This is a genomic window from Roseovarius conchicola (assembly GCF_041403425.1).
GTDB lineage: Bacteria > Pseudomonadota > Alphaproteobacteria > Rhodobacterales > Rhodobacteraceae > Roseovarius > Roseovarius conchicola.
Genome location: NZ_JBGEHK010000002.1, coordinates 437,542 through 455,470 on the forward strand (window position 1 = coordinate 437,542; position 17,929 = coordinate 455,470).

Genomic DNA, 17,929 nt, shown 5'->3' on the forward strand with positions numbered 1-17,929 from the left:
GCAAAGAAATTGCAGCAGATCGCAACTCTCTGGACGGCGCTGGATGCGCGCAAACGGACGATAATCGTATTGGCGACAATCGCCATGTTCGCAGCCGTTCTGGCTCTTGCACGCATGGCGTCTTCGCCCAGTCTGACGTTGCTTTATGCGGGTCTTGAGAGCGGCCAGGCAGGCGAGGTCGTCAGCGCCCTGGAACAGCGCGGTGTCGCCTATGACGTGCGGGGTGGCTCCATCTTTGTCGAATCAGGCCGGCGGGATGAATTGCGCATGACATTGGCCAGTGAAGGCCTGCCTGCAAACTCCAGCAAAGGGTACGAATTGCTGGATGGATTAAGCGGTTTTGGCACCACGTCGCAGATGTTTGATGCGGCCTATTGGCGTGCGAAAGAGGGTGAATTGGCCCGCACGATCGTCTCGCACCCCTCGGTCAGCGCAGCACGCGTCCATATTGCCAGCACCGGGACGAACCCTTTTCAGCGCGATGTGCAACCGACGGCGTCGGTGGCGCTTACCACAAATGACGGTGGTATTACCGCCAAGCACGCCCGTGCACTGCAGTTTCTGGTGGCCTCCGCCGTCACAGGTCTGACACCCGAGGACGTGTCGGTCATCGACAGCAAAAGCGGGCTGATCGGTGCCGTGGAAGAGGCCCCGGCTAATACCGCCGATGATCGTTCCGATGCGATTCGTCAGAAGGTCGAGCGCCTGCTTGAAGCACGTGTGGGTGCCGGCAATGCAGTTGTCGAAGTCAGCGTGGACACAATCACAACCACCGAGTCGATTCGTGAGAAGCTGATTGACCCCGAAAGCCGCGTCGCGATCAGTATTGATACGGAAGAGCGCTCGAACTCGGCTTCTGATCAAGGAGGCGGTGATGTGACGGTGGCCTCGAACTTGCCCCAGGGGGATGCAGGCGCAGGCGATAGTTCATCGAGCGAAACCAGTGAGACCCGCGAACGGGTGAATTACGAAGTGTCCCAAACCGAGCGCGAGGTTACCCAGGTGCCCGGCGCGATCAAACGGATGACCGTTGCCGTGCTAGTCAACGGCACGGTCGGGACAAACGAGGCGGGGGTTGAAACGTTTCAGCCCCGCTCGGACGAAGAATTGAGCGCGCTGCGCGAGCTGGTTGCCTCGGCGGTGGGGTTTAACGAAGACCGCGGCGATGTGATTACCCTCAAGACAATGCAGTTCGAACTGGCCAGTCCGGCGGGAACCACGGCCGAAGCGTCTTGGTTGAACGGTATGGCGATCGATATCATGTCGATCATTCAGGCGGCCGTTCTGGCGATCGTGGCGTTGATTTTGGGCCTCTTTGTGGTCCGGCCCCTGCTAAGCCGCCCCCCCGAGCAGTCTTTGGCGCAATTGGCGGCACCGCCCACAGCTCCACCATCCGTATCGCAAGAGGACGCGCCCGCTGCCGCGCCGGAACTAACGCCGATCACGGGGGAAATTGATGATCTCACCCGTGATCCGGAAACCATGGCTCTGATTGGCACACCATCGGGTGATGCAGACTCCACTCTGCCCGATCTGTGCCAGTCCGGAGAGGACCCTGTTGAGCGGCTGCGCAACCTGATCGGTGAGCGGCAGGAAGAAACGGTTGAAATCCTGCGCAACTGGTTGGAAGGCGAAGAGGAGAAAGCCTGATGAGCATTTCCCATCTCCTCGAAGATTTCGGCGCTTATGCGCGCGGTAAGCCAGTGTCGTTGACTGACGTTTCATTGGAAGAACAGCGACTAGAGGCTTTTGAGAAAGGCTATCAGGCCGGTTGGGACGATTCGTCAAAGGCGTCCGAGGACGACACGCGGCGGGTGTCTGTAGATTTGGCCCAAAACCTGCAGGATCTGTCAATCACCTATCAAGAGGCACATTCCGCAGTTCTTGCGTCACTGCGCCCGTTACTGGAACAGATCACGCAAACGGTTCTGCCTGCTCTGATGCTCCAAACGCTGGGTGCGCAACTTGTAGATCAGGTGCATGGCATGGCCCGCGAACTGGGGCCGCAACCGATCGAGCTGGTTACCGCACCCTCTAACGCCGCCACGCTTGAGGCCCTGCTGGGTGACGATCCCGCCATGCCCGTTACCGTCATCGAAGAACTGTCTTTGGGCGAGGGCCAGGTTTTTGTCCGGTTCGGCAACCATGAACGCGAGATCGATCTGAGCGGTGTGTTGGCCACCATCGAGCAGATGATGACGGGCTTTTTTGATGAAAACCAGAAGGAAACAGCATGACCGATGATGCCACTTTGACCTCTGAAACTTCTGCACCCCGTGAAGTTTCAAACCCTTTTACTTCGGTTCCGATCGAGATCACGATATCGGTTGGCAAGGCCCGTCCGCTGATCCGGGACCTGTTGAACCTGGGGCGTGATGCGGTCCTCCCGTTGGACAAGCGCGTCGAGGACCCGGTTGAGCTTTATGTCGGGGATCGGTTGATCGCACGAGGTGAGCTGGAAGAGCTGCAGGGGGATCAGGCCGGACAACTGGCGGTGCGTCTGATCGAAGTGGCCGATCTGCAAGACGGTCTGGGATGAACCGTTTATTTCTACTGTTGTTTATTGTCGGGGGACTCGTTTGGTTTGCCCCGCCGGCCATGGCACAGGACATCTCGATCTCATTGGGCGATGACGCCAGCCTGTCGGCGCGCACGATCCAGCTGATCCTGCTGATCACGGTTCTCAGCCTCGCACCGGGGTTGGCGATCATGATCACCTGTTTTCCCTTCATGGTCACGGTGTTGTCGATCCTGAGACAGGGCATCGGGTTACAGCAATCGCCACCAAACATGCTGATCATCAGCTTGGCTCTATTTCTAACCTACTTTGTGATGGAGCCTGTATTCATGGCCGCCTGGGAACAGGGCATTGATCCGCTGCTCAATAATGAATTTTCCGTTGAGACAGGCATTGAACGGGCGCTAGAACCGTTTCGCCTGTTCATGGCAGGTCGCGTGGATGCAGAGACCTTTGCCTCGATGGCCGCATTGCGCCCCGACGGAGCCCAGATCGCCCAAGGGGCAGATGCTCCACTTTCAGTATTGGTGCCAAGTTTTCTTCTGTCTGAGATTTCAAGAGCGTTCCAGATTGGCTTTCTGATCTTTCTTCCCTTTCTGATCATTGATCTGGTTGTCGCGGCCGTCCTGATGTCCATGGGTATGATGATGGTTCCGCCGGTGGTCGTGTCCTTGCCGTTCAAACTCGCGTTCTTTGTGATCGCTGACGGCTGGCGCCTGATTGCCGATAGCTTGGTGCGCGGGTACTTCTAAATCTATCTGGCGCTGATGCACTTTCGGACATTGCCAGATCCTCCCGATAAGGGAAGTCAGGTTGCTGATCGCCAATTGAAGTTCCACTCGCCTAGTCGAACGTTTGCCGGGATCAGCTTTTTGGTTCTTGATACGATCTGATGAGTTTTTTGCGCCTGTCGCAGAGCGGATACACAGATAGGCCATTGGTCAAAAGCTTTAACCTTCCGAACAGCTCGATCCTTGCCGTCCCTTTATCGCACGACGAACTCGGCATGCAGTGCTCCAGCGGCTTTGATGCTCTTCAGGATATCGATCATGTCGCGTGGGGATACGCCCAGTGCGTTCAGGCCCGCGATCACCTCGGACAGGGATGTTCCCGGAGGCACCTCGGCCAGCCCGGTTCCTGGCTCTTCCTCGATCTGTGCATTGGTGCGCGGCACAATGACGGTTTCGCCCTCGGCAAAGGGATTGGGCTGTACAGCGATCGGGGCTTCTTCGACCCGCAAGGTCAAGTTGCCCTGCGAAACGGCCACGCGAGAGATGCGCACATCCTGCCCCATCACGATGGTGCCCGAGCGTTGATCCACAACGACGCGGGCCTTGCGCTCGGGTTGAACAAGCAGGTTTTCGATCCGGCCAATCATATGGGCTGCCGAGCGGGCATTGGTAGAGCCGACGCTCAAACGGACGGTGCCAGAATCCAGCATCACTGCAACGTTGCGCCCAAAGGATTGGTTAATCGCGGCTTCGATCCGTCCGGCGGTCGTAAAGTCGGGCTCACGCAGTGCCAGCCGCAATGTGTCGAGCGATCCGAGTTCAAAATCCAACTCACGCTCTACCCGGGCGCCTGCCGGGATCACCCCTGAGGTTGGTACGCCTTGCACAACCCCTGCGGCCTCGCCTTCGGCCAAGGCACCGCCTGCGATAATCGTGCCCTGTGACACCGCATAAATCTGTCCATCGGCGGCGTTTAGCGGGGTCATCACCAAAGTTCCGCCTAATAGGCTTTTCGCGTCGCCAATCGCCGATACGGTCACATCAATCTGACTGCCCGCGCGCGAGAACGGCGGCAGGCTGGCGGTCACGAAAACGGCCGCGACGTTCTTGGGGCGAAATTGTTCACCGGTGACATTCACCCCCAGCCGTTCGAGGATATTCGACATGATCTCTTCGGTGAAAGGCGCATTGCGAAGGCCATCGCCGGTGCCGTTGAGGCCGACAACCAGCCCATATCCAACCAGATCGTTGCCGCGTACTCCATCGAACTCGACCAAGTCCTTAATGCGGATCTGGCTGGCGGCGCTTTGCGATGCGATCAGGGTGAGGACGAGGCCGAAGGCCGCGATCAGGCGGGAAAAAATCATGACAGGAAATTCACCAGGTTGAGGCGCGACATGCGCGATGTGAGTGTGTAAAGCGTCTCCAGCCGTAATTGGACGGTTTCGAGATCAGAGGCAGTCTCATACGGGTCGATGCTGAGCAATTCCGCCTGCACCAGGTTCAGTCCGGATACTTCCGCCGAGATTCTGCTGGCGGCGCGATCAATCCGGCCTTCGGCAAAACCCAGGTCCGCGCGAATTTTGGTGACGCGATCCTGACCCGACAGAAGGTTTTCCCCCACCTGCAATGTCAGGGCGCGTTTATCTATGTCTGACAGGGTGGTGCCAGGGTCATCCAGAACGGCGCCGATGGCGGCCTGTTTCAGGACAGCGCGAAACGCTGCATCGTCCGCGCGCAGATCCAATGTCACGGATTCGCCTTCACCCAAAGGATAAGAGGCGCGCGATGCCGTGCCGCCCTGGTAAGCCAGTGTTTCAAAATCACCGCCTGGCGTGTCAAAGAAAGTATCCAGGGCAGTGGTGATATCAGCGGATGTTGCGGCGCCAGAGACGGCCACGCTGAGGGCGGCCATCACATCCGCGACTGGCGCCAGTGGAGACGACGTCACAGCATCACCAGCGAAGAGGGCGCGTCCTCCGACATGGGCGTTCAGTGCTGAGATCATGGCGCCAAGAGCGCCCCTTGATTCGGCGGCAAAATCAGAAACCAAGGATGAGGTTTGCGACGAGCCGACAGCAAGCGCATTACTGCTCAGTGTTTCGGTCTCGGACTGAAGTTTTTGCAGAGCGGATTGCATGATGCCGGTTTCGATACGGCCCCGCTCGGCGACACTGCGATGACTATCGAGCAACTCAAGCTTATGCTTGACGTCCGACAGCTGCATGAAATCGCCAGAAAGATGGCGTGTGACATCCGTGGTAACACCGCTCGACAGTTCCTGGGTCAGCCGCTCCATCTGTTGTTTCAGCGAGGTACTTTGACGGCTCATTGCAAGAGTATGGGCAAGATCACCGATTGAGTTCATGGACATAGGTTAGATCCTCAGCAAGGTTTGCATCATGTCGTCAATGGTCTGGATCATCCGCGCATTTGCGCTGTAGGCCCGCTCGACCAGAAGAAGACGTTGCAGCTCGGCATCCGAATCCACGCCGTTTTGCAATTCCAATTCAGCCAGCTCAGACTGCCTTACCGTTGCAAAACTAAGCGATTGATCCAGCGTGAGACGGTCTTGCGCCAGACGGGATGTCAGTGTCGCAAAATGCCCGGACGATGAACGTGCCCCGCCACCAAGATCACCGGAAGACAGGGCCTGACTTGCGCCAAGCACCGAAGCAAGTTGGGACAGCAACGTCCCATTTCCTGCCGGTCCCTGCGTGACAGCGCCCAACCCATCCCGCAAGCGCCACGTTTCCCCGCCCTGATCAGGATCGACGGCGGTGTTGAGGCTGATCCGGCCTGCGACCCCAATCTCGTTCAGCGGGTCGAACGCGGCCCCGGCATCTGTGAACAGGCCCGGATCGCCCGGCGCTCGTGTGGGATCAAGGTCGGCCTGTTGGAATCTCTCGATTATGTCGCGGGTGACGGCGTCCAGCTGGGTTTGCATGTCAACGCCCAGATCATCACGGACGCTGAACAAGGCTGCAAGCCGACCGCCGTCGATCGGGCTTCTTGACCCAGCGGGTTGGACATCGACACCGTTGATCGACAGACCGGAGAGCAGGCCGTTGGACAGGGTCATATGTGGGGCGACCAGGTTCGATTGATTGAACTCCAGCGTGGCGGCTGTTCCATCCAGAAGAATGGCACCTCCGGGCGTGAAAAGAGCAATGGTGCCGTTGTCGCGCGGCACCTGCCGCACCGGAATGAACTCGGACATCTGATCGACAAGGGCCTGACGTTGATCCAGAAGGGTTGCGGCATGATGATCGGCAGGGCCGTGGCGGGCGATCTGGATATTTACATCCCGAATTTGACCCAAGAGCGTATTGACGCTGTCGACCGCGCGGGCGATCTGCCCCTCTGCTTCCGTGCGGCGACGTTCAATTTCTGACGCCGCCGTGTTGAGGCTATTTGCCAACTCTTCGGCGCGGAATACTGCGTTTTGCAGATTGGCCGGATTATCAGGACTGGCCGAGGCTGTGACCAACCCGGCTTCAAATGCGGCCAGTCTCCCGCTTAGTGACGCCGGATCATCGGGCGTGCCGATGACGCGCTCGATCTGCGCCAGAAAGCCTGCGCGGGTGTCAGCATAAGCCAACTCACTTCCGGCGTTTTGCCGATCCGCGATGATGCCCTGATCAACCAATCGCGTGATGCCGGTAACCGCCACCCCCGGAATGCCATAGCCAAGCGTTTCAAGTTCCAGCTGTCTGCGAGCGTAGCCGGGCGTCAGAGCATTCGCCAGGTTCGATGAAATAACATCAGCTGAGCGAGATGTGGTTGTCAGCCCGCTAACGGCGCTGGACAGGGCGCTTGAAATACTCATGACAGGGCCTTCCTGTTAGGCAAAAGGGAGTGGGAAGCCAAACTTATCGTTTGATATTCGTGGTTTCCTGCAACATCTCGTCGACGGTTTGGATCACCTTGGCGTTCGAGGAATACGCCCGTTGTGTTTGGATCATGTCCGTCAATTCACCTGCGACATCGGTGGCGGATTCTTCGCGTGCGAAGGACACAACATCACCGGTTGGGCCATCTCCGGCATCCCAGAGGAAGAAGGATCCACTGTCAGGCGATGGCAAATAGGTTTGTTGATCCAGGGCAACCATGCCGTTGGGGTTAGGCAAGTCGACCAGGGGTACCTGATAGATGATCCGCGTCAGCCCGGTGTCGAAAGAGGCATAGACAAAGCCGTTTTCGTCCACCTGCGCCGAGGTCATATTGCCCACAGGCGAGCCATCCTTCGAGATGGACAGTGGCGCGAAGGTATCGGACAGTTGTGTTAATCCGTCATTTGCTCCGATCTGGCCGATGTTGATCTCCATCGGACCGCCCGCAACATTGACGATCACGCTGCCGGTTACAGGGTCGTAGGTGCCACCCGGAGACCCGCCCACTGTGGCGACGCTCAGCAATGTGCCACCCGATGCCTGTGAATCGTCAAAGGTTAGGGTGTACTCGCCGATCGTGGCACCGCCCTGGGCCGAATCCGAAACGGTCATCGTCCATTCATTGGATGACCCGGTCGCGGGAACGGTGGGCAAGAACTCAATCTGAACGTTTTCGGATTTGCCGAGATTGTCGAAATACTCGATCGAAAGCTGTTCGGGATCGCCAACGCCGCCCGCATCCGTTTCCGTGGCAGGCAGGTTCACACCCAGCCCGATGCGGGTTGTCGGTTCACCGGTCAACTGATTGACGTTGATCTGAACAGGCTCCAGCCCGATCGACGTATCACGCGGGAATTCTGGGACAGTGCCGTCGGGATTGGCGGGCCAACCCAACAGGACAAGGCCGGATTCAGTGACAAGTTTGCCTTCGTCATCGGTGCGGAACGATCCTGTGCTGGTCAACAGCATTTGGGCTGTCCCATTGCCCACTTCGACCTCGCTGGCCTTGGCAACCGGCAACATGCCACGCCCCCGCACCGCAAGGTCAGTGGGATTGTTCGTGGCCACCAAAGAACCGTTCTGATCAATCAATCGCTGTGTGCTGGCGCGGACGCCACCTGCGGAATAGGTGCCGCCAGACGATGAGATCACCATGGATTGAAAATCAGCCTCAACCCGTTTGTACCCATAGGTCGCGGAATTGGCGATGTTGTCTGAAATAGCCGCGAGCCGGGTCGCATTGGCCTGCAGACCCGCCACACCTGCATTCAAGGAAGAGGAAATTGTCATAGATACGCCTTTCTGCTGCATCGATTGGTTTCAATGCAAACAGTTACAGACGCGCCTTTAACAGCGAGCTAACATATAAAATGCGTTCTATTTCCCCAAAATCCGGCTGCTTCTTAACGATCATAGTGTTCCACCGGGATTTCAAGGAACAGGAGAGGCGCGTTAATGGTCCGATCTGAGCAGGATCACCTCCAACCGGTTATTACGGATCGCCATCGGGTTGTTGACCACAGGTTCGCGATCCGCATGTCCGGTGATCCGCTGAATCCTGTCACGCCCAAGATCACCTGATTGCAGCATCTGGCGCATCCGATTGGCCCGGGCTGTCGATAGATCCCAAACGGGATTGTGTTTCAGAATGACAGGTTCGGCCCGTGTATGGCCTTCGACGGCAACGCCGTTCTCGACCAGGGCACTGACCGACGCAACCAATGCGGCCAGCTCGGTCAGCAACTCCGTTGGTGTATCGGTCCCCGGCTGGAACAGTGCCGAACCCGGCAAGTCAAACATCTCGATCACCAACCCCTCATCGGTAACCCGTGTCAGAATGTGACGGCGGGTTTCGCGGGACACGGTGCTTTCACCGGCCCGGCCGGTCAGGGTTTCTTCAAGCTCTTCAAGCGCTTTGGTCTCGGCCGCTTTCTCTTCTTCAGCACCCTCGGCACTTACCCCCATCTCGCCACGGGCCTGTTGGGATTCAGTTGGACGCTGGTTCGTGGCCCCGGTGCCATTTTGGGGAAGCACCTCTTCGGAAAAGACACTGCTGCCTCCGAATTCACCATCCCCACCACCGGAAATCCGGTTGATCGGAATGGTCGGGCTGAAGTAATCAGCCAAACCCTTGCGTTGTTGCTCTGTCGTCGCATTCAAAAGCCACATCAACAGGAAAAAGGCCATCATTGCCGTCACGAAGTCGGCATAGGCGACTTTCCAGGCACCCCCATGATGCCCGTCACCGCCAGTGACTTTCTTCTTCTTGATGATGATTGGCGCGACATTGTTGTGCGCGCTCATCTCCACCACCTATTTAACTCACCCAAGTGCCAGAGTTAGAGACAAAGGGTTACGGGCGACTTAACGAATAAACTTGTGTGGAAATACCTGGGAGTCATCAGCCTATATTGGCCTTTGCGATCACTATAATCGGCATCGTGAAAACGAATTTGCCACCCGCGCCAAGGATTGACCTCTGGCGCGCGTCCTACAATCGTGATGCGCATGACTGTGAGTGACGAAAACCTGGCCCATGCCGCGGCCGAAGGGGATGGCGATGCCTTCGCCCTGCTGCTTGAGCGGCATTATGATGGTGTGTTCCGGCTGGCCTTTCGTCTGACGGGCGTGCGTGATCAGGCCGAGGACCTGACCCAGGATATCTGTGCTGCGCTGCCTGCCAAGCTGAACAGCTATCGCGGCGCGGCCAGGTTCACCACATGGCTTTGGCGCGTGGTGGTCAATGCCGCGCATGACCGTCGCCGCCGGGCCGCGACCCATGCGCGCCATGCCACCGGCTGGGGCGATTGGGAAGTGGATCGCCGGGCTGCCAACGACGACACCGCCGAGGCGCTGGATTGGTTGACTGAGGCCATGCGCGCCTTGCCCGACGATCTGCGCGATACGCTGGCCCTGGTGTTGGATGACGCCACCCATGATCAGGCCGCCGAGGTGCTGGGCATCTCGCCCGGTACGGTCAGCTGGCGCATCTCTGAGGCAAAGAAACACTTGCGCGCCCTGCGCGAGAAAGAGGATCAGATATGACCGACGAGCTTGATGATCTGAAAGCCGCTATGAAGGCTGCAACGCCTGCGCCCGACGCCGCGAAAAAGGCGGCGGACATCGCGCTGGCCCGGAAAAATTTCGCGGATCTCCAAGAAAGCCGCGATGGGACGCGTCTTACCTCTGAACACCCCAAAACGGGGTGGAGTAGAGGAGTAAGACAGATGTTGAATGCCCTGAACCCCCGTGCCGCTTTGACGGCGACCACCGCGATTGTTGCTGTTGGCATGCTGGCCGTTATCCCCAATTGGCAGCAAGGCCCGGAAGGATATGACTTTAGCTCCACGCCCAAACCCATGGTCGTGCAGGAAGAAGCGGTCGCAACAGATGAGGTTCGTGAGGCGATTACCGAAACCGAACCGATGGCTCTGCCCACGCCCAAGCCAGAGGGCCTGCGCAAGGATGACACCTCCAGCTTGCGGGGCGAATTTGCGCGCAGTCGGGATCAGGGTCTGGCTGATGCGGATGATGGGTATTCTGGCCGGACTGCTCTGAATGCAGCCCCCGAGGCCTTGGCTGAGATCGCACCCGGTACAGCCGCGCCGCAGGCCTCAAGGAAAGCCACGAGTGAACTGCAGCGGCCAGCCCCGATTGACGACGATGTCATTCTGCAACCCGAAGCCGATACCGAGGCGTTCCCCGAAGCCGACGCCAGCCCTCTGAAGATCACCGCCGAAGAGCCGACCTCGACCTTTTCCATCGACGTGGACACGGTCTCCTATGCGGTTGTGCGGTCTTCCCTGACCAACGGGCAACTGCCGCCCGCAGGGGCGGTGCGGATCGAGGAAATGGTAAACTATTTCCCCTATGACTACCCTGCCCCCGATGCGGACGGTGCGCCGTTCCAACCCACAGTGCGCGTCACGCAAACGCCCTGGAACCCCGATACGCAACTGGTGCACATCGCCATTCAGGGCGAAAAGCCCGCCATTGAGGACCGCCCGCCGCTGAATCTGGTGTTCCTGATCGACACATCCGGATCGATGAACCAACCCAACAAGCTGCCCCTGCTGAAACAATCCTTGTCCTTGATGCTGTCGAAACTGACCGCGCAGGATCAGGTGGCGATTGTCACCTACGCGGGCAGTGCCGGGCAGGTGTTGGAACCCACCGCCGCGACCGAACGGGACACGATCCTCGGCGCGCTGGACCGGCTGGAGGCGGGCGGATCGACCGCCGGACAGGCCGGGTTGCAACAGGCCTATAGCGTGGCCGATGGCATGGCCGAAGAGGGCGAGGTCACTCGCGTGATCCTGACCACGGATGGCGATTTCAATGTTGGCCTGTCCGATCCCGAAGCGTTGAAAGACTACATCGCCGACAAGCGCGAGAGCGGCACCTACCTTTCTGTCATGGGCTTTGGCCGGGGCAATCTGGATGATGCCACGATGCAGGCGTTGGCGCAGAACGGCAACGGGCAGGCGGCGTTCATTGATACACTCAGCGAGGCGCAGAAAGTGCTGGTTGATCAGGTGTCGGGCGCGCTGTTTCCGATTGCCAATGATGTGAAGATTCAGGTCGAATTCAACCCCGCCGAGGTCGCTGAATACCGCCTGATCGGGTATGAAACCCGCGCCCTGAACCGCGAGGATTTCAACAATGACCGCGTGGATGCGGGCGATATCGGGGCCGGGCATTCGGTGACCGCGCTCTACGAGATCACCCCGGTAGGCAGCCCCGCGCGCCTGTCCGATCCGCTGCGCTATCAGCCCGAGGAACCGATGATCACCACGGGTGAGCTGGGCTATCTGAAACTGCGTTACAAGGAACCGGGCGAGGCCACCAGCCAGTTGATCGAGCGCCCCTTCCGCATCAGCAGTGGAGAAGCCAGTGATGACATGCGCTTTGCCATGGCCATCGCCGGGTTCGGGCAACTTTTGCAGGATAGCGTATACCTTGGCGACTGGGGGTACGAGCAGGCGATTGAATTGGCCAATGGTGCGCGGGGCGAAGACGCCTATGGCTATCGCGTCGAAGCGGTGCGGCTCATGCGGTTGGCACAGAGTTTGGCGGAATAGAGCGAAGATTCGGTGTAAGCGGCAAGGCCCAGAGCCAATCTCTGGGTCTTTGCCAGTCACTAATCGGGATCTGGATAAATCATCGTTTCGTGAGGCAGATCGTTTGCATCATCGTACCAAGGGCAACGTTCCTCAAAGCGCCAATGCAATGTTGGAGGATACGCGTCGGGGTTGTCCAGCGAACCTATATGCAGCGAAATCAAGTTCTCGCGGGTCCAGCTCAGGCTGGATCCGCACCGGCCACAAAAGCCGCGTTCAACCCCTGGAGATGACTGATAGATACTGAGATGCCCGCTGGTGAGAGAGACTTTGTCTTGTTTGAACACCAGCATGCCAGCAACAGCCGCGCCACTGTGATGGCGGCAGCTCCGACAATGGCAGTAGCCGATATGTAGCGGGTCACCGTGCCCCTCATAGCGCACCGCCCCACACATGCATCCCCCTGTTATCTGGCTACCTTGATCCATTTGGCCGCCCTTCCGGTCTCAAACAAGCCGCGCATGCGCGCATGACGCTGACGTGTTACCTTAGCTTGCGGAAATGAAAAAGGCCCAGAGGATACTCTGGGCCTTTCGCACGGGTTCAGATGTAGTTAATTGACCGCTTTGGCGTCCACCACGTCTTTTTCGATCGCTTTGCCACTGGCAATCTCGATCCGGCGGGGTTTCAGGGCCTCGGGTACTTCGCGCACCAGGTCGATATGCAGCATGCCATCGGCATGCGCCGCGCCGGTGACGCGCACATGATCAGCCAGCTGGAATTTGCGCTCGAACGCGCGGGTGGCAATGCCGCGATGCAGGAAAGTCCGCTCGTTTTCTTCGGCCTGTTTGCGGGCCGTTACGATCAACTGCCCTTCCTTGACCTCAACGCCCAGATCCTCGTCAGCGAAACCGGCCACGGCAATCGAGATGCGATACGCATCATCGGCGGTCTTTTCAATGTTGTAAGGGGGGTAGGTTGGTTGACTGACATCGCTGGACAAAACACGGTCCATCATGTCTGCGATCTGATCAAAGCCAACAGTGGCCCGGTACAGCGGGGCCATATCAAAGTTACGCATGGGTCATCCTCCATTGAGCGATAACATATGTTGATGCCTTCCCAGCATGGGACAGGCGGTTTGCGCCCGGCCCACCTGTGCAGCGCCGGACCCCCTTTATTTGGGAAGTAGCTAAGGAGGTGTCAAGACCCTCAGGGTTTGGCGAATTTCGCACCCGATGCAGTGCCGCCTTCACCGATCTTGACGCGGCGCAGGCCGGTCGATGACGCGGTTGCTTTGGGCATCGCCCGTAGGTCTCGTTTGAGCTGATCCAGAAGAGGTGGCAAATCCATACCAAAGGCCATGCGCGGGCCATCCTTCACTTCGCCGCCGCTGATCAGGGTCAGAATGCGTGCGCGGCCCCCCTCGCGCACGAAAACAGGTGCCCCGGACGAGCCATAGGTGACGTTGCAATCAAAGGCGATCAGCCCCTCTGCACGCCCCAGAACTGAACATTCGCGTTGCCATGACAAGGCCTCATCCCGGCCACGGCCATAGGACACAACGCTGACATCCTGACCCTTGCCCGCATGTTTCTGCAGGATAAACGGATCGGCAACCGATGTTGGGATGGGTGCGGCGAGTTCCAGTAAGGCGGCATCATAGCGGATGGTTCGTGTGCCGAAGGACACACGCGGGTCGAAACTTTTATGGGCGGCAATGCGCCTGACGGGTTGTTCCGCAAGCGCCTGCCCGTCGGCCAAACCGGCCCGGAACATCAGGCTGTCTGCTGCTCTGAGACGACCTTGTGGATCATAAACGCAATGCGCGGCGGTCAGCACCAGGTTGGGGGCGATCAGCACTCCGGTGCAATATGCACCCCCTTTGATATCGACGCGCCCGACCCCTTCCCATCCAAAGAGATCATCGCGATCAGTCAATCGGATCAGACCATTGCCAGCACTCAGCGGGACAGCAGGGATCGCGACAATCAGGACCGCAAGTGCAGCAAAAACGATATGGTGAAACCGGCGCATCAGGGCTTGGCGAATTTCGCCCCCGTGCTGCGTTCTTTCCCGGCCGAGAACATGGACGGAGCCGGGTCCTGGTAGACACCGTACCCGGCGGCCAATTCATCGCGCAGAACCTGTAAGGGGCGTTCCAGCTGCGTGCCCAGTGACACTTTCTTGCCATCGACCTCGGCCATGGCGGAAATCACCGAGACAACGCGCGGCTCGCCGCTTTCAAACGAAAAGATCGGTGCCCCGGACGAGCCAAAATTCACATCACACGAGGTGATCAGGACCCCGCGCTGACGTGCCATTACGTTGCAGACTTCCTGCAGCGACGGGGCTTCGGAACGGTCCCGTGCATAGCTGACTACGCCGATGCGTTGACCTTTGCGCGGGCGGACATCAGTTTTGAACGGGGTGACCGAGGTGTTGTTGATCGGGTGATGCAGCTCAAGCAGGGCAACATCATTGCGCGTCCGGTCCTCGACCTCGCCTCCTTCATAGTGAAAATCGGGATGGGTGACAGCACGGCGTACCCAGCGATAGGCCGATGCACGGCCATTGCGCCATCCGGCCAGAAACTCGATCTTGCTATGGTCGATCCGTTGGCCGGTGTCGCTGTCATAAAGGCAATGAGCCGCCGTTAAAACCAGATCGGGGGCAATCATCGCACCGGTGCAAAACCCACGCCCGTCAATATCGAGCCGCCCAACCGCCTCCCAGCCGCGCGTGTCATCGCCCGTTTCCAATGCCTTCAAATCGGTATCGTTGCTCCACCCAGCCGACGCGGCAAACACCAAAATAAGAGATAGAAACGCAGACCGCATAAGAATTCCGATACTATTTAATTGCCGGGTCGGATTAGCAGCGATTTTAGGCAGAATTGCGGCGTTTGGAAGGGTTTAGATGGTCCCGTTCAGCTTGGCCGGTTTCGGCCCGCCCGTGGCCCAGTCCAGCAGTTCGACCGTATGGACAACCGGCACCTCCGTGCCCCCGCCAATCTGGATCATGCAGCCGATATTGCCCGCCGCGATGATATCCGGGGTTTTGGCCTCAAGCGTACGCACCTTGCGGTCTTTCAACTGCTTGGAAATCGCAGGCTGCATCAGGTTGTAGGTGCCCGCACTGCCGCAACATAAATGGCTATCTGCCGGCTCGACCACCTCAAACCCGACGCGTTTCAGCAGATCCTTGGGAGCGGTTTTGATCTGTTGACCATGCTGCAGCGAACAGGCCGCGTGATAGGCAATTTTGAGGTCTTTTGGCGCACCCTCGGGGATGTCCAGCTTCATCAGAAGTTCCGAGACATCCATGGTGATCTCGGACACGCGCGCGGCGTCCCCGGCCAACGGTCCATTGCGGAACATATGGCCGTAATCCTTGACCGTTGTACCGCAGCCCGAGGTGTTTACCACGATGGCATCCAGCCCACCCGCGTCCATTTCAGACGCCCATGCGCGCACGTTCTTGCCAGCGGTGCCGTGGCTTTCCTCGGTCTTGCCCATGTGATGGGTCAGCGCACCGCAACAGCCCGCGCCCTTGGCCACCACCACCTCGCAGCCCAGTCGGGTCAGAAGCCGGATCGTGGCATCGTTGATATCAGTATCCAGCGCCTTTTGCGCACAGCCCGTCATCAGGGCGACGCGCATCTTGCGATCACCTTTGGCCGGGAAGCTTTGCGGGTCGTCATTCCGGCTGACCGGAGGGATCGTCTTGGGGGCCATCTCCAGCATTGCACGAAGCCGCGCATCGGGCATCAGCCGGGCGAACGGCTTGCCGATCTTGGCCCCCAGAAGAGAAATGCGGAAGCGGGTGGGGTAGGGCAGAATTCGTGCAAGTGTCCAGCGCAACATACGGTCCATGAACGGGCGCTTGTGGCGCTGCTCGATATACTCACGCGCGTGATCCACCAGATGCATGTAATGCACGCCCGAGGGGCAGGTGGTCATGCAGGCCAGACAGCTGAGGCAGCGGTCAATATGTTTGACCGTCTTGGCGTCCGGATCGCGGTTGTTCTCAAGCATGTCCTTGATCAGGTAAATCCGGCCGCGCGGACTGTCCAACTCGTCCCCCAGCACCTGATAGGTGGGACAGGTCGCGGTGCAGAAACCGCAATGCACGCAAGAGCGCAAAATCTCGTTCGAACGCGCAATGGCCGGGTCTTTGAGCTGGTCTGGGGTGAATTCGGTTTTCATCTATTCTGTCACTATCTGTGCCGCGTAAAGCCCGAACCAGGGCAGGGTGGTGGCCATGGCGCCAATGGCAAAGGCCCCGCGATGCGCCGTGCCTGGGGGCAGGCGTTCGCGCAGGGCCAGAAAGCACAGGGCGACAACAACGATCCAGCCCAGCCAAAGCATCAACACTTTTGTCAGTGCCGGGTAGGCCGAGGTATCGCCCTCGATTGCGGCCAGCTTCGGCACGACATTAGCCGCCACCATCAGGGTCAGCGCGATCACGCAAAGCAGCGTGAAATATCCCCGCGACGGGCACCGACGGGCCAGCCCCCAAAAGATCACCGGGCCAGCGACAAAGCTGACGAGATAGACCACTGCGGTGATCATGCCGCCTGTCCCATCAGGCCGGGGTTCAACAGGCCTCTGGGGTCGAACCTGTCACGCAGCCCGTTTTGGAGTTGCGCCAATGGGGCGGGTTGCGGCTGGAATACATCGGGGTCTTGTCCTCGGATCAGCGTGGCATGCCCGCCGGTTTCCGCCAGATGCGCGCGCAGTGTCGCGCCATCCAGAGCAACCTCAGACGGCACCAACAGCCAGATCAACCCGCCGCCCCAATCATAAAGGGCTTCACATCCCGGCATGCTGGCGACAATCCCCGGGGCATCAGTGGGTTTTACCGACAACCGCCAGACGGCCCCGTTCCGGTCGTGAAACGGCGCCACATCCCGCACATAGCGCCAACCCTCAGTGGTCTTGGTGGCATCTGTTTCAAATGTTGGTGCGCCGAAATCAGCCAACAGTTTTGACAGCTCTCCCCCCCGATAGGCGACAGAGTTTTCAAACCCTTCCAGCCGGATCATCGTTACCGGGCTGCCGTCCATGCCTTTTTGCAAATGCGCCGCACCCGTCACCTCGTAAGGGGAGGACAACGCCTTGGACAAGGCGGACACGGCGTCGGTATCGCTGAGGCCCTCAAAAAGTAAAACGCCGGTGGCCTGCGACTTGGGCAAAACCTTCAGCGACACCTCGGTCAGTACGCCCAAGGTGCCATAACTGCCCGCCATCAACTTAACGAGATCATAACCAGTGACGTTTTTCATCACCCGTCCACCATTGCTGATCACGTTCCCAGCCCCGTCGACGAAACGCACGCCCAGAAGGAAATCCCGCAGAGCACCCACCTGAATCCGGCGCGGTCCCGAGACATTTCCAGCCACCACGCCACCAATCGTTGGTGTGCCCGAAGTGCCCAGCAGCCCGCGGTGGTCCATCGGCTCGAAGGCAAGGCGCTGGCCCTCGGCCTCAAGCGCTGTTTCGATCTCGGCGACCGGCGTGCCTGTGCGTACCACAAGGGTAAGTGCACCAGGTTCATAAAGCTGGATGCCGGTCATGGCGCTGGTGCTCAACACCTCGCCGGTAACCGTGTGGCCAATCGGCCGCGTGCCACCGCCGCGAATGTTCAGCGGAGCATTTGCCGTGCGAATGATCTCGGCCAGTTCGGTCTCGGTCTTGGGGGTCATCGGATGTCTTTCTGGCTGTA

General features: G+C 59.0%; 18 protein-coding genes. 6 read left to right on the forward strand and 12 right to left on the reverse strand.

The genetic code is table 11. The features are described 5' to 3' along the window. Positions 1-9: 9 nt before the first annotated feature. From fliF to fliP, 4 genes are read left to right on the forward strand one after another with little or no spacing between them, the layout of a single operon-like run. Positions 10-1,650 (forward strand): flagellar basal-body MS-ring/collar protein FliF, encoded by a 1,641-nt coding sequence (gene fliF, locus V6N02_RS08035; RefSeq protein WP_371225010.1) that lies wholly within the window; start codon positions 10-12, stop codon positions 1,648-1,650. Continuing rightward, positions 1,650-2,237, forward strand: a complete 588-nt coding sequence (locus V6N02_RS08040) for a FliH/SctL family protein (protein ID WP_371225011.1) — start codon at positions 1,650-1,652, stop codon at positions 2,235-2,237. The genes fliF and V6N02_RS08040 overlap by 1 nt, the downstream gene beginning before the upstream one ends. Next, positions 2,234-2,539 (forward strand): FliM/FliN family flagellar motor switch protein, encoded by a 306-nt coding sequence (locus V6N02_RS08045; RefSeq protein ID WP_371225012.1) that lies wholly within the window; start codon positions 2,234-2,236, stop codon positions 2,537-2,539. Before V6N02_RS08040 ends, V6N02_RS08045 begins: the two co-directional genes overlap by 4 nt. Further along, positions 2,536-3,270 (forward strand): flagellar type III secretion system pore protein FliP, encoded by a 735-nt coding sequence (gene fliP / locus V6N02_RS08050; protein ID WP_371225013.1) that lies wholly within the window; start codon positions 2,536-2,538, stop codon positions 3,268-3,270. Before V6N02_RS08045 ends, fliP begins: the two co-directional genes overlap by 4 nt. 233 nt (positions 3,271-3,503) lie before the next feature. On the opposite strand, the gene V6N02_RS08055 is transcribed toward fliP, so the two are convergent. The 5 genes from V6N02_RS08055 to V6N02_RS08075 all read right to left on the reverse strand — a co-directional run bounded on the left by V6N02_RS08055 (position 3,504) and on the right by V6N02_RS08075 (position 9,446). Then, positions 3,504-4,616: a flagellar basal body P-ring protein FlgI gene (locus V6N02_RS08055; protein WP_371225014.1), complete on the reverse strand. Its 1,113-nt coding sequence runs from the start codon at positions 4,614-4,616 to the stop codon at positions 3,504-3,506. Then, complete coding sequence (locus V6N02_RS08060; RefSeq protein WP_371225015.1) at positions 4,613-5,623, reverse strand: flagellin; 1,011 nt, start codon at positions 5,621-5,623, stop codon at positions 4,613-4,615. The genes V6N02_RS08055 and V6N02_RS08060 overlap by 4 nt, the downstream gene beginning before the upstream one ends. A 3-nt stretch (positions 5,624-5,626) precedes the next feature. Beyond that, complete coding sequence (gene flgK / locus V6N02_RS08065) at positions 5,627-7,078, reverse strand: flagellar hook-associated protein FlgK (protein ID WP_371225016.1); 1,452 nt, start codon at positions 7,076-7,078, stop codon at positions 5,627-5,629. A gap of 43 nt (positions 7,079-7,121) precedes the next feature. After that, the gene (locus V6N02_RS08070; protein ID WP_371225017.1) at positions 7,122-8,432 is read right to left on the reverse strand and encodes a flagellar hook protein FlgE; all 1,311 of its coding nucleotides are present in this window, start codon (positions 8,430-8,432) and stop codon (positions 7,122-7,124) included. Between the two features lie 162 nt (positions 8,433-8,594). Continuing rightward, complete coding sequence (locus V6N02_RS08075) at positions 8,595-9,446, reverse strand: flagellar motor protein MotB (protein WP_371225018.1); 852 nt, start codon at positions 9,444-9,446, stop codon at positions 8,595-8,597. Between the two features lie 204 nt (positions 9,447-9,650). On the opposite strand from V6N02_RS08075, the gene V6N02_RS08080 reads away from it, so the two are divergent. Both V6N02_RS08080 and V6N02_RS08085 read left to right on the forward strand, forming a co-directional pair. Then, positions 9,651-10,187 carry an RNA polymerase sigma factor gene (locus tag V6N02_RS08080; protein WP_371225019.1) on the forward strand — a complete coding sequence of 179 codons (537 nt, stop codon included), beginning with the start codon at positions 9,651-9,653 and terminating at the stop codon, positions 10,185-10,187. Beyond that, entirely contained in the window at positions 10,184-12,223 is a 2,040-nt protein-coding gene (locus tag V6N02_RS08085) for a vWA domain-containing protein (protein WP_371225020.1), read from the forward strand. The genes V6N02_RS08080 and V6N02_RS08085 overlap by 4 nt, the downstream gene beginning before the upstream one ends. Before the next feature lie 59 nt (positions 12,224-12,282). On the opposite strand, the gene V6N02_RS08090 is transcribed toward V6N02_RS08085, so the two are convergent. The 7 genes from V6N02_RS08090 to glcE form a co-directional block, all read right to left on the reverse strand. Further along, a complete protein-coding gene (locus tag V6N02_RS08090) occupies positions 12,283-12,690 on the reverse strand; it encodes a GFA family protein (protein ID WP_371225021.1) in 408 nt (135 codons plus the stop codon). A 125-nt stretch (positions 12,691-12,815) separates the two neighbouring features. After that, entirely contained in the window at positions 12,816-13,283 is a 468-nt protein-coding gene (locus V6N02_RS08095) for an Hsp20 family protein (RefSeq protein ID WP_371225022.1), read from the reverse strand. A gap of 131 nt (positions 13,284-13,414) precedes the next feature. Next, on the reverse strand, positions 13,415-14,239 hold the full coding sequence (locus tag V6N02_RS08100) for a trypsin-like serine peptidase (RefSeq protein WP_371225023.1): 825 nt from the start codon (positions 14,237-14,239) through the stop codon (positions 13,415-13,417). After that, complete coding sequence (locus V6N02_RS08105) at positions 14,239-15,042, reverse strand: trypsin-like serine peptidase (protein WP_371225024.1); 804 nt, start codon at positions 15,040-15,042, stop codon at positions 14,239-14,241. Before V6N02_RS08105 ends, V6N02_RS08100 begins: the two co-directional genes overlap by 1 nt. A 75-nt stretch (positions 15,043-15,117) precedes the next feature. Next, a complete protein-coding gene (gene glcF, locus V6N02_RS08110) occupies positions 15,118-16,410 on the reverse strand; it encodes a glycolate oxidase subunit GlcF (protein WP_371225025.1) in 1,293 nt (430 codons plus the stop codon). Further along, positions 16,411-16,776, reverse strand: coding sequence for a hypothetical protein (locus tag V6N02_RS08115; protein ID WP_371225026.1), 366 nt, complete (start codon positions 16,774-16,776; stop codon positions 16,411-16,413). It lies immediately after the preceding gene. Beyond that, entirely contained in the window at positions 16,773-17,909 is a 1,137-nt protein-coding gene (glcE, locus tag V6N02_RS08120) for a glycolate oxidase subunit GlcE (protein ID WP_371225027.1), read from the reverse strand. The genes V6N02_RS08115 and glcE overlap by 4 nt, the downstream gene beginning before the upstream one ends. Positions 17,910-17,929 lie beyond the last annotated feature (20 nt).

Bases quoted from the DNA above. Each gene is read 5' to 3' on its own strand.
- V6N02_RS08040 (WP_371225011.1), top strand. From the start codon at position 1,650: ATGAGCATTTCCCATCTCCTCGAAGATTTCGGCGCTTATGCGCGCGGT.
- V6N02_RS08045 (WP_371225012.1), top strand. From the start codon at position 2,234: ATGACCGATGATGCCACTTTGACCTCTGAAACTTCTGCACCCCGTGAA.
- fliP (WP_371225013.1), top strand. From the start codon at position 2,536: ATGAACCGTTTATTTCTACTGTTGTTTATTGTCGGGGGACTCGTTTGG.
- V6N02_RS08055 (WP_371225014.1), bottom strand. From the start codon at position 4,616: ATGATTTTTTCCCGCCTGATCGCGGCCTTCGGCCTCGTCCTCACCCTG.
- V6N02_RS08060 (WP_371225015.1), bottom strand. From the start codon at position 5,623: ATGTCCATGAACTCAATCGGTGATCTTGCCCATACTCTTGCAATGAGC.
- flgK (WP_371225016.1), bottom strand. From the start codon at position 7,078: ATGAGTATTTCAAGCGCCCTGTCCAGCGCCGTTAGCGGGCTGACAACC.
- V6N02_RS08070 (WP_371225017.1), bottom strand. From the start codon at position 8,432: ATGACAATTTCCTCTTCCTTGAATGCAGGTGTGGCGGGTCTGCAGGCC.
- V6N02_RS08075 (WP_371225018.1), bottom strand. From the start codon at position 9,446: ATGAGCGCGCACAACAATGTCGCGCCAATCATCATCAAGAAGAAGAAA.
- V6N02_RS08080 (WP_371225019.1), top strand. From the start codon at position 9,651: ATGACTGTGAGTGACGAAAACCTGGCCCATGCCGCGGCCGAAGGGGAT.
- V6N02_RS08085 (WP_371225020.1), top strand. From the start codon at position 10,184: ATGACCGACGAGCTTGATGATCTGAAAGCCGCTATGAAGGCTGCAACG.
- V6N02_RS08090 (WP_371225021.1), bottom strand. From the start codon at position 12,690: ATGGATCAAGGTAGCCAGATAACAGGGGGATGCATGTGTGGGGCGGTG.
- V6N02_RS08095 (WP_371225022.1), bottom strand. From the start codon at position 13,283: ATGCGTAACTTTGATATGGCCCCGCTGTACCGGGCCACTGTTGGCTTT.
- V6N02_RS08100 (WP_371225023.1), bottom strand. From the start codon at position 14,239: ATGCGCCGGTTTCACCATATCGTTTTTGCTGCACTTGCGGTCCTGATT.
- V6N02_RS08105 (WP_371225024.1), bottom strand. From the start codon at position 15,042: ATGCGGTCTGCGTTTCTATCTCTTATTTTGGTGTTTGCCGCGTCGGCT.
- glcF (WP_371225025.1), bottom strand. From the start codon at position 16,410: ATGAAAACCGAATTCACCCCAGACCAGCTCAAAGACCCGGCCATTGCG.
- V6N02_RS08115 (WP_371225026.1), bottom strand. From the start codon at position 16,776: ATGATCACCGCAGTGGTCTATCTCGTCAGCTTTGTCGCTGGCCCGGTG.
- glcE (WP_371225027.1), bottom strand. From the start codon at position 17,909: ATGACCCCCAAGACCGAGACCGAACTGGCCGAGATCATTCGCACGGCA.